13 protein-coding genes are annotated in these 12,467 nt (G+C 68.8%); 9 read left to right on the plus strand and 4 right to left on the minus strand.

Annotation, left to right across the window (positions count from 1 at the left end):
• Window positions 1–92: 92 nt before the first annotated feature.
• Entirely contained in the window at window positions 93–1,115 is a 1,023-nt protein-coding gene (locus tag H0523_RS05495) for an LLM class flavin-dependent oxidoreductase (RefSeq protein ID WP_054431351.1), read from the minus strand.
• Between the two features lie 309 nt (window positions 1,116–1,424).
• Here H0523_RS05495 and H0523_RS05500 point away from each other — a divergent pair, with 309 nt between their 5' ends.
• A complete protein-coding gene (locus H0523_RS05500) occupies window positions 1,425–1,781 on the plus strand; it encodes a VOC family protein (protein ID WP_054431352.1) in 357 nt (118 codons plus the stop codon).
• A gap of 84 nt (window positions 1,782–1,865) precedes the next feature.
• Here the strand turns inward: H0523_RS05500 and H0523_RS05505 are convergent, their stop codons facing one another.
• Window positions 1,866–3,158 carry an NCS2 family permease gene (locus tag H0523_RS05505; RefSeq protein ID WP_054431353.1) on the minus strand — a complete coding sequence of 431 codons (1,293 nt, stop codon included), beginning with the start codon at window positions 3,156–3,158 and terminating at the stop codon, window positions 1,866–1,868.
• Window positions 3,159–3,266: 108 nt separating this feature from the next.
• On the opposite strand from H0523_RS05505, the gene tsaD reads away from it, so the two are divergent.
• Complete coding sequence (gene tsaD, locus H0523_RS05510; RefSeq protein WP_054431354.1) at window positions 3,267–4,298, plus strand: tRNA (adenosine(37)-N6)-threonylcarbamoyltransferase complex transferase subunit TsaD; 1,032 nt, start codon at window positions 3,267–3,269, stop codon at window positions 4,296–4,298.
• Between the two features lie 86 nt (window positions 4,299–4,384).
• On the opposite strand, the gene plsY is transcribed toward tsaD, so the two are convergent.
• Window positions 4,385–5,023, minus strand: a complete 639-nt coding sequence (plsY, locus tag H0523_RS05515; RefSeq protein ID WP_054431355.1) for a glycerol-3-phosphate 1-O-acyltransferase PlsY — start codon at window positions 5,021–5,023, stop codon at window positions 4,385–4,387.
• 191 nt (window positions 5,024–5,214) lie between these two features.
• Between plsY and surE the strand changes: the two genes are divergently transcribed.
• The 7 genes from surE to rlmD all read left to right on the plus strand — a co-directional run bounded on the left by surE (window position 5,215) and on the right by rlmD (window position 11,981).
• Window positions 5,215–5,973, plus strand: a complete 759-nt coding sequence (surE, locus tag H0523_RS05520; RefSeq protein ID WP_054431356.1) for a 5'/3'-nucleotidase SurE — start codon at window positions 5,215–5,217, stop codon at window positions 5,971–5,973.
• The gene (locus H0523_RS05525; RefSeq protein ID WP_054431357.1) at window positions 5,958–6,782 is read left to right on the plus strand and encodes a protein-L-isoaspartate(D-aspartate) O-methyltransferase; all 825 of its coding nucleotides are present in this window, start codon (window positions 5,958–5,960) and stop codon (window positions 6,780–6,782) included. Before surE ends, H0523_RS05525 begins: the two co-directional genes overlap by 16 nt.
• 17 nt (window positions 6,783–6,799) lie before the next feature.
• The gene (locus tag H0523_RS05530) at window positions 6,800–7,654 is read left to right on the plus strand and encodes a peptidoglycan DD-metalloendopeptidase family protein (RefSeq protein WP_054431358.1); all 855 of its coding nucleotides are present in this window, start codon (window positions 6,800–6,802) and stop codon (window positions 7,652–7,654) included.
• The gene (locus tag H0523_RS05535) at window positions 7,651–8,430 is read left to right on the plus strand and encodes a 3'-5' exonuclease (RefSeq protein WP_006394707.1); all 780 of its coding nucleotides are present in this window, start codon (window positions 7,651–7,653) and stop codon (window positions 8,428–8,430) included. Before H0523_RS05530 ends, H0523_RS05535 begins: the two co-directional genes overlap by 4 nt.
• Before the next feature lie 169 nt (window positions 8,431–8,599).
• Complete coding sequence (locus tag H0523_RS05540) at window positions 8,600–9,211, plus strand: hypothetical protein (RefSeq protein ID WP_054431359.1); 612 nt, start codon at window positions 8,600–8,602, stop codon at window positions 9,209–9,211.
• A gap of 347 nt (window positions 9,212–9,558) precedes the next feature.
• Window positions 9,559–10,311, plus strand: a complete 753-nt coding sequence (locus H0523_RS05545) for a TorF family putative porin (RefSeq protein WP_054431360.1) — start codon at window positions 9,559–9,561, stop codon at window positions 10,309–10,311.
• Between the two features lie 164 nt (window positions 10,312–10,475).
• Window positions 10,476–11,981, plus strand: a complete 1,506-nt coding sequence (rlmD, locus tag H0523_RS05550) for a 23S rRNA (uracil(1939)-C(5))-methyltransferase RlmD (RefSeq protein WP_054431361.1) — start codon at window positions 10,476–10,478, stop codon at window positions 11,979–11,981.
• An 84-nt stretch (window positions 11,982–12,065) separates the two neighbouring features.
• Here rlmD and cueR read toward each other — a convergent pair whose 3' ends face one another.
• Window positions 12,066–12,458 carry a Cu(I)-responsive transcriptional regulator gene (cueR, locus tag H0523_RS05555; RefSeq protein ID WP_054431362.1) on the minus strand — a complete coding sequence of 131 codons (393 nt, stop codon included), beginning with the start codon at window positions 12,456–12,458 and terminating at the stop codon, window positions 12,066–12,068.
• Between the last annotated feature and the right edge of the window lie 9 nt (window positions 12,459–12,467).

Consider the following 12,467-nt stretch of genomic DNA (forward strand, 5'->3'; position numbering starts at 1 on the left):
TAGTAGAGCGGGGACCGGTCACGTCGCAATGGTTGGCGCTGTGGCGAGCGCAGTCTGCGGGGCTTGCGGGGCTGGCGGCGGGGCCGCCGGCCTCACGCCGCGGTTGTTGTGGACATGCCGTCGCGCTGCTTGAGCGCGGCGACGATCTCGAAGGAACGCAGGCGATCGGCAATATCGAAGAAATCGGACACGATCATGACTTCGTCGGCTTCCGTTTCGGCCACCAGGGCCTCCAGCCGGCGCTTGACGGTCTCGGGGCCGCCGACGATGGCGGCGCCCAGGCGCTGGTTCACGGCCTCGCGTTCCCACTCGTTCCAGAGCCCGTCCATGCTGTCGACCGGCGGCTGCAGCTGCAGGCGGTTGCCGCGCACCAGCGACAGGAACTTGAGTTGCTGCGTGGTGGCCTGGCGGCGGGCTTCCTCGTCGGTCGCCGCGGCGATCACCGGCACGCCGATCATGGCGTAGGGGCGGGCCAGCGTCTCGGACGGTTTGAACAGGTGGCGATACAGGCGCATCGCCGCCATGCCCTCGGGCGAGAAGTGGCCGGCGAACGAGAACGGCAGGCCCAGCTCGGCCGCCAGCCGGGCGCTGAAGTCGCTCGAACCCAGCAGCCAGATGGGGATGTCCAGGCCTTCGCCGGGAATCGCGCGCACCGGCTGGCCGGGACGCGAGGGCGCGAGAAATCCGCGCAGTTCCTCGACCAGCGCCGGGAATTCCAGGCCGCTGCGCGGACCGCGGCGCAGCGCGTGCTGCGTGGCGCCGTCGCTGCCGGGCGCGCGGCCCAGGCCCAGGTCGATGCGGCCGGGGTACAGGGTTTCGAGCGTGCCGAACTGCTCGGCGATGATCAGCGGCGCATGGTTGGGCAGCATCACGCCGCCCGAACCGACGCGCAGCGTCGAGGTGTGCCCGGCGATGTGGCCGATCAGCACCGCCGTGGCGCTGCTGGCCACGCCGTTGATGTTGTGGTGCTCGGCCAGCCAGAAGCGCTTGTAGCCCAGGCGTTCGACGTGCTGCGCCACCGCCACGCTGTTGCGGAAGGCGTCGGCGGCATCGCGGCCTTGCACGATCGGCGCCAGGTCCAGCACCGAGAAGGGGATACGGGCGAGGGTGCTCATGCGCGGCGCTCGCGGCGGCGGGGACAGGAGGAATGCGGGGTGTGGCGAGACAAGGTCGGCTCCATAGTCTTATATACATGGGGAGTGTATCGGCGAATTCAACCGCCTCCGACAGCAACCATGAGGGCCGGCGGGTTGATAGCGGACCTCAATGGCGGCGATTGGCTGGGGCAGGTGCGGACCCTGCCGGCTTCACCGGTGCGCCTGTCACTGTCGGGGTTCCGCGTCGCACTTGCCGCGCTTTGGCGAGACGTGGGCAGGCGATTCGCGAGATGATGCGGTTTTCTTCGATATCCGCGGGAGACACGCATGGGCGCCACCGGCCACAACCACCAGATCGACAACATCGAATTCAACGTCGCCGACATCGCGCGCAGCAAGCGCTTCTATGGCGACGCCTTCGGCTGGTCGTTCACCGACTACGGGCCGACCTACACCGAATTCACCGATGGCCGCCTGAAGGGCGGTTTCACCACCGGCGAGCCGGTGCGCCCGGGCGGGCCGCTGGTGATCCTGTACGCCGACGACCTGGCCGACGCGCAGCGCCGCGTGACGGCGGCGGGCGGCCGCATCAGCCGCGAGGCCTTCGATTTCCCCGGCGGCCGCCGCTTCCACTTCGCCGACCTCGATGGCTATGAACTCGCGGTCTGGACCGTCGTGGTCTGACGGCGGGGACGCGCGCCGGCATGAAAAAACCGCCGCCTTCCGGATCGGAAGCGCGGCGGTTTCGCATGGCGCGTCTGGCGGACGTTATTCCGGGAAGAACGCGTAGCGGATCACGAACAGGATCGCCACCAGCCAGGTGGCCGGATGCACGTCGCGCACGCGGCCCGTGGCGGTCTTGAGCACCACGTAGCTGATGAAGCCGAAGGCGATGCCGTTGGCGATGGAGTAGGTGAACGGCATCACCAGCGCGGTCAGCGCGGCCGGGGTGGCTTCGCAGACGTCGTTCCAGTCGATGTCGATCAGCTCGCGCATCATCAGGCCGGCCACGTAGAGCAGCGCGGGCGCGGTGGCGTAGGCGGGCACGGCGCCGGCCAGCGGCGAGATGAACAGCGCGGCCAGGAACAGCAGGGCCACGACCAGGGCGGTCAGGCCGGTGCGGCCGCCGGCCTGCACGCCCGAGGCGCTTTCGACGTAGGCGGTGGTGCTGCTGGTGCCCAGCATCGAGCCGGCGACGATGGCGGTGCTGTCGGCGAACAGCGCGCGGCCCAGGCGGTTGGGGCGACCCTCCGGCATCAGGCCGGCGCGCTTGGCCACGCCCACCAGCGTGCCGGTGGCGTCGAACACCTCGACCAGCACGAACACCAGGATGACGTGCACGAAGCCGGTGTGCAGCGCGCCCAGGATGTCCATCTTGAACAGCGTCGGCGCCAGGCTCGGCGGCGCCGCGAACACGCCCTTGAATTCGTTGTAGCCCAGCGCCATCGACAGCACCGTGACCACCAGGATGCCGATCAGGATGGCGCCGCGCACGCGCAGCGCGTCCAGCGAGGCGATGATGAAAAAGCCCAGGATGGCGAACAGCGGTCCCGGCGTGGTCAGGTCGCCCAGCGTCACCTTGGTGGCCGGATGCGCCACCACGATGCCGGCGCTCGACAGCGCGATAATGGCCAGGAACAGGCCGATACCGGCGGCGATGGCGCTGCGCAGCGAATGCGGAATGCCCTTGACCAGCCAGACCCGGATGCCCGAGATGGTCAGGATCAGGAAGATCACGCCCGAGATGAACACGGCGCCCAGCGCCTGCTCCCAGGTGTAGCCCATGGTCTTGACCACGGTGAAGGCGAAGAAGGCGTTCAGCCCCATGCCCGGCGCCATGCCGATCGGCCAGTTGGCGATCAGCGCCATCACCAGCGAGCCCAGCGCGGCGGCCAGGCAGGTGGCGACGAACACGGCGTTGCGGTCCATGCCGGTGGACGACAGGATGTCCGGGTTCACGAAGATGATGTACGACATCGTCAGGAATGTCGTCAGGCCGGCCACGATCTCGGTTCTCGCGGTCGTGCCGTGTTCACGCAGGTTGAATAGCTTCTCCAGCATTCTTATCCCCAGGGTGCTTGCAGGCTCGGTTTGTCGGGAGGGGGCGTTGCCGCCCTCGGTCATTTTGTAAACGGGCGTATTTTCGCATCAGTTGTAAACTCTGCCGCCATGATTATTCTCGGCTTTGAAAGCTCCTGCGACGAAACGGGCGTCGCAGCCGTCTGTACGGAACGCGGCCTGCTCGCGCACGCCCTGCATACCCAGATCGCCATGCACCAGGAATACGGGGGCGTGGTGCCCGAACTCGCCTCGCGCGACCATATCCGGCGCGTGGTGCCGCTGACCCACCAGGTGCTGCGCGAAGCCGGCCTGGAAATGTCGGACATCGACGCGGTCGCCTACACCGCGGGTCCCGGCCTGGCCGGCGCGCTGCTGGTGGGCGCCAGCGTGGCGCAGTCGTTCGCCTGGTCGCGCCACCTGCCGGCCATTCCCATCCACCACCTCGAAGGCCACCTGCTGTCGCCGATGCTGGCCGATCCGCGGCCCGAGTTTCCCTTCGTCGCGCTGCTGGTGTCGGGCGGCCACACGCAATTGATGCGGGTCGACGGGGTGGGGCGCTACGAATTGCTGGGCGAAACCCTGGACGACGCCGCCGGCGAAGCCTTCGACAAGTCCGCCAAGCTGATGGGCCTGGGCTATCCCGGCGGTCCGGCGCTGGCGCGCCTGGCGACGCAGGGCGATGCCACGCGTTTCGACCTGCCGCGCCCGATGCTGCACAGCGGCGACCTGGATTTCAGCTTCAGCGGCCTGAAGACCGCCGTGCTGACCCGGGTCAAGGCCGCCGAGCAGGACGGCGGGCTGGATGAACAGACCCGCGCCGACCTGGCCGCGGCGACCCAGGCCGCGATCGTCGAGGTGCTGGCCGCCAAGTCGATCCGCGCCTTGAAGCAGACCGGCCTGCGCCGCCTGGTGGTGGCCGGCGGGGTCGGCGCCAACCAGCTGCTGCGCGCCAAGCTGGCCGCCGCGCTCAAGCCCCTGAAGGCCCAGGCCTATTTCCCGCCGCTGGCGCTGTGCACCGACAACGGCGCCATGATCGCCTTCGCGGCGGCCGAGCGGGTCAAGGCGGGGCTGGTGACGCTGGACCCGGACGCCCACGGCTTCACCGTGCGGCCGCGCTGGGACCTGGCCGATATCGCCTGACCGAGACGGGCAATGAAAAAGGGGGCCGCAGCCCCCTTTTTTTCATCCCGCGCCGCGGCGGCCATGCCGGCCCGCCGGACGGGGCGTCACTTTTTCTTGCCGCCGATGCGGCTTTCGGTGCCTTGCACCAGGCGCGTGATGTTGGCGCGGTGGCGGTAGAACAACAGCACGCCGATGATGGCCAGGGCCACGCCCATGGCCGGCTGGGCATGCCAGGCCAGGCCCGAGCCGAACACGTAGTAGACCGGGGCGAAGAACGCCGCCACCAGCGAGGCCAGCGACGAGTAGCGGAAGAACACCGCGATGATCAGCCAGGTGGCCGCCGTGGCGACCGCCAGCCAGGGCTGGATGGCGACCAGCACGCCCAGGGCGGTGGCCACGCCCTTGCCGCCCTTGAAGCCCAGGAAAATCGGATACAGATGGCCCAGGAAGGCCGCCACGGCCACCGCGGCCAGCGGGCCGGGGGCGATGCCGGGGGCCAGCTTGACCGCCAGCCAGACGGCGAACCAGCCCTTGGCGGCGTCGCCCAGCAGGGTCAGGGCGGCGGCGGTCTTGCTGCCGGTGCGCAGCACGTTGGTCGCGCCGGGGTTCTTCGAGCCGTAGCTGCGAGGGTCCTGCAGCCCCATGAGTTTGCTGACCACCACGGCGAACGGCACGGAGCCGATCAGGTAGGCCAGCAGGATGAGCGCCGCGGTGAACGCCAGGGACGGTTCGGTGATCGCCATGTTCTAGAGGGGTCCGTTGTTATCGTGCAGTTGTCTCGGTGGCTGCGGATTCTACCCCGGTCGCCGGCCGGGCCGGGTACGGGTATGCGAGCGGGTCATCGGGGGACAGGTGGACGGGGACATGCCGGCGCCTTCCGCGGACGGTACAATCCAGCCGGTCCACCCGCGTTTTATTTTCTTTCGGATGCACAATGCGAATTCTGGTTTCGAACGATGATGGTTACTCGGCCCCTGGGCTCGAAGCGCTGGTCAAGGCGCTGGAAGGCCTCGGCGATCTGACCGTCGTCGCGCCCGAGACCAACCACAGCGGCGCGTCCAATTCCCTGACGCTGAACCGCCCGCTGTCGGTGCGCACCGCCTCCAACGGCTTCATCGCCGTCAATGGCACGCCGTCCGACTGCGTCCACGTCGCCCTGACCGGGCTGATGGACACGCGCCCCGACCTGGTGGTGTCCGGCATCAACAACGGCGCCAACATGGGCGACGACACGCTCTATTCGGGCACCGTCGCCGCCGCCAGCGAGGGCTACCTGTTCGGCATCCCGGCCATCGCCTTCTCGCTGGCCGAGAAGGGCTGGGAGCACATCGACTCGGCCGCCCGCGCCGCCCGCCTGGTGGTCGAGCGCCACCTGGCGCAGCCGCTGGCCGCGCCGGTGCTGCTGAACGTCAACATCCCCAGCCGCCGCTTCGACGACATGCACGGCTTCGAGGTCACCCGCCTGGGCAAGCGCCATCCGTCGCAGCCGGTGGTGCGCACCACCACCCCTTACGGCGACACGGTCTACTGGATCGGGCCGGTGGGGCAGGCCGCGGACGCCACGCCGGGCACGGATTTCCACGCGGTGGCGCAGGGCAGGGTGTCGGTCACGCCGCTGCGCCTGGATCTGACCCAGCACGGCCAGCTCGAAGAAATCCGGACCTGGGCGGAGCCGCTATGCGCCGACGCATAAGCCAGCCGGACGTTTCCCAGGCCGTGCCCGGGCGGCCCAGCCCGGTCCGCTACGATTCCGGACGGCTCAGTCCCGGCGTTACGCCGGCCAACAGCAATACCCGCATTTCGGCCGCCACCCTGCAAAGCCAGGCCAAGGCGCCGACGCCGGCTGCCGGCGGCAACCTGGGGCTCAATTCCGATCGCCTGCGCCAGGCCATGGTGCAGCGCCTGCGCGGACAGGGCGTCAGCGACGAGCGCGTGCTCAATGCCATGGCCGCGGTGCCGCGCCACCTGTTCGTCGACGAGGCGCTGGCCAGCCGCGCCTACGAAGACGCGGCGCTGCCCATCGGCCACTCGCAGACCATCTCGCAACCGTGGGTGGTGGCGCGCATGATCGCCGCCATCTGCGAAGACCGCACGCCCACCCGCGTGCTGGAAGTCGGCGCCGGTTGCGGCTACCAGGCCGCGGTGCTGGCGCAGTTCGTGCGCGAGGTCCATTCCATCGAGCGCATCCGCGGCCTCTACGAGCTGGCGCGCGAGCATCTGCGCGCCTTGCGGCTGACCACGCGGATCCGCTTGATCTACGGCGACGGCATGCTGGGCCTGCCCGGCGTGGCGCCGTTCGATGCTATCGTTGTGGCTGCCGCCGGCCTGACCATCCCGCAAGCGCTGCTCCTGCAGCTGGCGCCGGGTGGACGCCTGATCGCTCCCGAAGGGGGCTCGAACCAGCGCCTGGTGCTGATCGAACGCACGGGCGCGGCCAGCTGGAAACGAACTGAATTAGAGGCCGTGCGCTTTGTGCCGCTGCGTGCCGGAATACAATCTTGAGCAAACAGGAGAAACGTATGCTCAACGGGCAGTTGCAACTGACCGATATCACCCTTGGCGTGTCCATGACGCGCCTGCGCCGCCCGCTTTTCGTGGCGGGCGTCCTCAGCCTGGCCATTCTGGCCGGCTGCGCATCCAAAGGCACGCGCGCGCCGGTCGTCGACCTGGCCGGCGGGCAACCGGCCGCCACCGCCCAGCCGGGCGGCAGCTACGTCGTCAAGCCGGGCGACACGCTCTACAAGATCGCTCGCGCCAACAACGTCGATGTCGAGAACGTCAAGCGCTGGAACAACCTCAGCGACCCCAACCAGATTTCGGTCGGACAGGTGTTGAAGATGTCCGGTTCGTCGGGCGGCGGCGCGCAACCCGCGCCCATCGCCAGCACCAAGCCGCAGCCGCGTCCGCTGGACCAGCCCGGCGACACCTCGGCCACCGCCACGGCGTCGCTGCCGCCGCCCACGCCGACCCCGGCCGAGAACAAGCCTGTCACCCGCGCCGCCGATGCCGGCGTGATCAACTGGGCCTGGCCGGCGGGCGGCCAGATCATGCAGGGCTTCAACAACAACAGCAAGGGCATCGACATCGCCGGCGCGCTTGGCGACCCGGTCAACGCCGCGGCGGATGGCAAGGTCATGTACAGCGGCAACGGCGTGCGCGGCCTGGGCAACCTGATCATCGTCAACCACCAGAACGGCTTCATCACGGCGTACGCGCATAACCGCACGCTGCTCGTGAAGACCGGCCAGGACGTCAAGCGCGGCGCCAAGATCGCCGAAATCGGCCAGAGCGACACCACCTCGCCGCGCCTGCATTTCGAGATCCGCCGCCAGGGCACCCCCGTGGATCCGATGCAGTACCTGCCCGCCAAATGACGCCCACCCTGGTATTCGACCTCGAGACCATTCCCGACGCGGACGGCCTGCGCAAGCTCAACGGCTGGAGCGCCGACGTCCCCGACGCCGAAGTGGTCGAGCGCGCGCTGACCGCGCGCCGCGAGGCCGTGGGCCACGACTTCCTGCCGCTGCACCTGCACAAGGTCGCGGTGGTGGGCTGCGTGTTCCGCGACGACCAGGGCTTTCGCGTCAAGACGCTGGGCCAGCCCGACGATCCCGAAGCCGCCTTGCTGGCCGGTTTCTTCAAGACCATCGAGCGCTACACGCCCAAGCTGGTCAGCTGGAACGGCTCGGGCTTCGACCTGCCGGTGCTGCACTATCGCAGCCTGATCCAGGGCGTGCCCGCGCCGCGCTATTGGGACATGGGCGAGGAAGACCGCGATTTCAAGTTCAACAACTACATCTCGCGCTATCACTCCCGCCACACCGACCTGATGGACCTGCTGGCCAAGTACAACGGCCGCGCCAACGCGCCGCTGGACGAACTGGCCAAGCTGTGCGGCTTTCCGGGCAAGCTCGGCATGGACGGCAGCAAGGTCTGGGAGGCCTGGAGCCAGGGCCGCGCCGACGAGGTCCGCGCCTATTGCGAAACCGACGTGGTCAACACCTGGCTGGTGTATTGCCGCTTCCGCTTCCTGCGCGGCGAAATCGACCGCACCGCCTACGATGCCGAAATCGCGCTGGTGCGCGATACGCTGGCGGCCAGCGACGCGGCGCACTGGAAGGAATACCTGGCGGCCTGGGACGCCAGCTGAGCGATGCGCGCGGCGTGCGCGATAGGCGCGACGGACGGGGCCCGCTGGGCCCCGTTTTCACGTCCGGCAGGGGCGCAATCGACTGAAACATAGCTTGCGGGGACGAAACCCGGGTGAAACCGGGCGGATCGCACAATGGCCTCGCTTTCTTCACTGTCAGGAGACCTACATGTCCCGATTCGCACTCCGCTCCAACCTGGCTGCCCTGGCCATGGTCGCCGCCGCCGGCGGCTTGCTGGCCGGTCCCGTCATGGCGGCGGCGCCCGCCGACGGTGGTCCCGCCGCGATGCACGAAGGCCCCCGTGGTGGCGGCTTCCACAAGGGCATGCGCGACGGCCTGTGGATCCCGGGCCTGGGCCCCGTATCCAAGGCGCAGCTCGACCAGCTCAAGCTGGATGACAAACAACAAGCCCTGGTCAAGACCGCCCAGGACGGCCAACGCAGCCTGCACGAGGCCATGCGCGCCTCCGGCGGCCAGCGCCACGACCTGCTCAAGGCGCAACTGGACAGCGGCAAGCTGGACCCGCGCGCGCTGATCGAGCAATCCGACAAGTCGCGCGACCAGTTCGGCGCGCAGGCCAAGCAAGTCCGCGACCAGTGGCTGGCCGTGTGGGACAGCCTGAACGACGGCCAGCGCACCCAGGTGACCCAGATGCTCAAGGACCGCCAGGCCAAGATGCAGGAACGTCACGCCAAGATGGAAGGCCGTCACGGCAAGGGTCCGGGCAACGCCCCAGGCGCGGTGCCCCCGCCGCCGCCGGCCGCTCCGGCCGCCAACTGAGGCTAGCGCCAGGCGGCGGGAGGATCCGCCGCCTGACGGCCGCCCAGCCCGGGCGGCGCCGCTCGACCCCGACCCGCCCGCGCGGGCCGGGGTCTTTTTTGTCCCGCGATCCATGACGGGGCGTCAGCCCCATTTTGATGCGCCGCCGCCTGCGCGCGCGGCGTGGCGCACCGCCTTGGTGCGCCCGATATGCCCGTTCAGCGCCGCGCCAGCCCGTTGAGACGCAATTGAAACCTGGCACGGACCTTGCTTGAAGGGGAGGGAGCCGGCATCCGCCGTTGCAGGACCGGCCCGATGGATGCGCCTTCGGCCTTCCTCCTCGTCAAATCCGATCAGGACATCGCACCATGAAGAAGACGTTGCTAGCCTTGCCCGTTGTGCTCGCCACTTGTCTCATCGCAACGGCGCAGGCCGAACCGACCGACCTGGGCGGCGGTTTCTCGCTCAGCGGCAATGCCACCATCGCGAGCGATTACCGCTTCCGCGGCTACTCGCAGACCGATTTCCGGCCGGCGGCCCAGCTGGGCATCGACCTGACCCACAGCTCCGGTTTCTACCTGGGCAACTGGAACTCCAACGTGTCCAATTTCGTCTTCACCGACGGCAACCTGGAAATGGACTTCTATGGCGGCTGGAAGGGCGACGTCGGCGGCGGCTTCACGCTCGATGCCGGCGTGCTGCACTACTACTATCCGGGCTCCAGCTCGCCCAAGGGCGGCAACTACAACAACACCGACCTGTACCTGGCCGCGACCTACGCCAACTACACCCTCAAGTATTCCTACACGCCCAGCGACTTCTTCAGCACGCCCGACAGCAAGGGCACCTGGTACCTGGACGGCACCGCCAACTTCGACCTGGGCGATGGCTGGGGCCTGGTGGGCCACCTCGGTTACCAGAAGCTCAAGAACCAGGTCAACATGGAAGGCGATTCCATCGGCCACTACGTCGACTACAAGGTCGGCGTGACCAAGGACCTGAAGGGCTGGGTGCTGGGCCTGGCGGCGGTGGGCGCCACCAAGGACAACTGGCTGCCGACCAAGTACGGCCATCCGTCGGGCCGCCTGGGGGCGGTGTTCTCGGTGTCGCGTTCGTTCTGATTCCCATCCGTGGCGGCGTCCTGACCGGCGCCGGCTTTGGGGGGCTTGATGGAGACTGCCCGGCGGGCCGTCTCCGGCAAGTCCCCCTTTTTTTCGGGCGCGGGCGGGCCGCTGCCGAATCCTCTTACAATGCCGGGTTGCGTGAATTTTCTGGACTGCGTGAGATGTCTGACGTTTTGAGTATCGAATCCCTGGACCTGGAAGCCCGGGGCATCGCCCGCCGCGACGGCAAGGTCGTGTTCGTGGAAGGCGCCTTGCCGGGCGAGCGGGTCACCGCCACGACCGTGCGCCGCAAGCCGTCCTACGAAATCGCGCGGGTCGATCAGGTGCTGCGTCCGTCGTCGCAGCGCGTCGAGCCGCGTTGCCCCCATTTCGGCGTCTGTGGCGGCTGTGCCATGCAGCACCTGGAACCCAGCACCCAGGTGGCGATCAAGCAGCGCTCGCTCGAAGACACCTTCTGGCATGTCGGCAAGCTGCGTCCGGCGCGCGTGCTGGCGCCGCTGCACGGCCCGACCTGGGGCTACCGCTACCGCGCCCGCCTGTCGGTGCGCGTGGTGCCCAAGAAGGGCGGGGTGCTGGTGGGCTTTCACGAGCGCAAGAGCAGCTACGTGGCCGACATGCGCGAATGCCATGTGCTGCCGCGCCACGTCAGCGACCTGCTGATGCCGCTGCGCGCCATGATCGCGTCGATGTCCGCGCCCGACCGCCTGCCGCAGGTGGAGGTGTCGCTGGGCGACGGCGTGACCGCGCTGGTGCTGCGCCACCTGCTGCCGCTGACGGACAACGACATCGCCATCCTGCGCGCCTTCGCCGACAAGCACGGCGTGCAGTGGTGGCTGCAGCCCAAGGGCCCGGACACGGTCCACCCGCTGGTGCCCGAGCACCGCGACGCGCTGACCTACACCATGCCCGAGTTCGGCTTGCGCATGCCGTACCGGCCGACTGACTTCACCCAGGTCAACCACGCCATCAACCGCGCCATGGTGTCGCGCGCGCTCAAGCTGCTGGACGTGCAGCCGACCGACCGCGTCGCCGACCTGTTCTGTGGCCTGGGCAACTTCACGCTGCCGCTGGCCACGCAGGGCCGCGAGGCCGTGGGCGTCGAGGGCAGCAAGGCGCTGACCGACCGCGCCTACGAGGCCGCCGCGCGCCACGGGCTGGGCGACCGCACCCGCTTCGCCACGCTCAACCTGTTCGAGGTCGATGTCGAATGGCTGCGCGGCCTGGGTTTCTTCGACCGCATGCTGATCGACCCGCCGCGCGAAGGCGCGCACGCCGTCTCGCAGGCCCTATCGCAATTGACGCCCGAGGAACGGCCGCGCCGCATCGTCTACGTGTCCTGTAATCCGGCCACGCTGGCGCGCGACGCCTCCATCCTGGTGCACGAGGGCGGCTACCTGCTCAAGAGCGCGGGCGTGATCAACATGTTCCCGCACACCGGGCATGTCGAATCGATCGCGGTGTTCGAGTCGCTGGACGCCGCCGGCGTGCTGGAAGTGCAGGAAAACGCCCGCCAGCGCGCGCTGCAGCAGGCCGCCGACGTCGCGGCCGCGCAAGCGGAGAAAGCGGCGGCGGCCGCCGAGAAGGCCGCGGCCAAGCAGGCGGCGACCGATGCCTATCATGCCCGGGTGGCCGCCGAGGCCGAGGCCGCGGCGCAAGGCCAGGCCTGACAAGCCCAGGCGGGACGCGGCCGGGCAGGGACCTCGTCCCGCCTGGCGCAAAAAAAGGGCAAGCCGTTTGGCTTGCCCTTGTTCTTACCGGGACCGTCCCAGGTTTTCCAGGATGGGGCAGTCGGGCCGGTCGTCGCCATGGCAGTTGTGCGCCAGGTGCTTGAGCGTGGCCGCCATGTCGCGCAGGGCGCAGGCCTTGCGCTCCAGTTCGGCCACGTGTTCGAGCGCGATGCGCTTGACGTCGGCGCTGGCGCGGCTGCGATCGCGCCACAGCGCCAGCAGCTCGTTCATCTGCTCCACCGAGAAGCCCAGGTCGCGCGCGCGCCGCACGAAGCGCAGCGTGTGCAGGTCGTGCTCGCTGTAGACGCGATAGCCCGAGTCCTTGCGCAGCGCCGGGCCGATCAGGCCGATGCTTTCGTAGTAGCGGATCATCTTGGCCGAGATGCCCGATTCCTGTGCCGCTTGTCCGATATTCATGTGGGTTCT

Source organism: Achromobacter insuavis (assembly GCF_902859645.1).
GTDB lineage: Bacteria > Pseudomonadota > Gammaproteobacteria > Burkholderiales > Burkholderiaceae_B > Achromobacter > Achromobacter insuavis.

Coding starts and splice junctions, on each gene's coding strand:
- H0523_RS05495 (WP_054431351.1), bottom strand. CDS start 1,115: ATGAGCACCCTCGCCCGTATCCCCTTCTCGGTGCTGGACCTGGCGCCG.
- H0523_RS05500 (WP_054431352.1), top strand. CDS start 1,425: ATGGGCGCCACCGGCCACAACCACCAGATCGACAACATCGAATTCAAC.
- H0523_RS05505 (WP_054431353.1), bottom strand. CDS start 3,158: ATGCTGGAGAAGCTATTCAACCTGCGTGAACACGGCACGACCGCGAGA.
- tsaD (WP_054431354.1), top strand. CDS start 3,267: ATGATTATTCTCGGCTTTGAAAGCTCCTGCGACGAAACGGGCGTCGCA.
- plsY (WP_054431355.1), bottom strand. CDS start 5,023: ATGGCGATCACCGAACCGTCCCTGGCGTTCACCGCGGCGCTCATCCTG.
- surE (WP_054431356.1), top strand. CDS start 5,215: ATGCGAATTCTGGTTTCGAACGATGATGGTTACTCGGCCCCTGGGCTC.
- H0523_RS05525 (WP_054431357.1), top strand. CDS start 5,958: ATGCGCCGACGCATAAGCCAGCCGGACGTTTCCCAGGCCGTGCCCGGG.
- H0523_RS05530 (WP_054431358.1), top strand. CDS start 6,800: ATGCTCAACGGGCAGTTGCAACTGACCGATATCACCCTTGGCGTGTCC.
- H0523_RS05535 (WP_006394707.1), top strand. CDS start 7,651: ATGACGCCCACCCTGGTATTCGACCTCGAGACCATTCCCGACGCGGAC.
- H0523_RS05540 (WP_054431359.1), top strand. CDS start 8,600: ATGTCCCGATTCGCACTCCGCTCCAACCTGGCTGCCCTGGCCATGGTC.
- H0523_RS05545 (WP_054431360.1), top strand. CDS start 9,559: ATGAAGAAGACGTTGCTAGCCTTGCCCGTTGTGCTCGCCACTTGTCTC.
- rlmD (WP_054431361.1), top strand. CDS start 10,476: ATGTCTGACGTTTTGAGTATCGAATCCCTGGACCTGGAAGCCCGGGGC.
- cueR (WP_054431362.1), bottom strand. CDS start 12,458: ATGAATATCGGACAAGCGGCACAGGAATCGGGCATCTCGGCCAAGATG.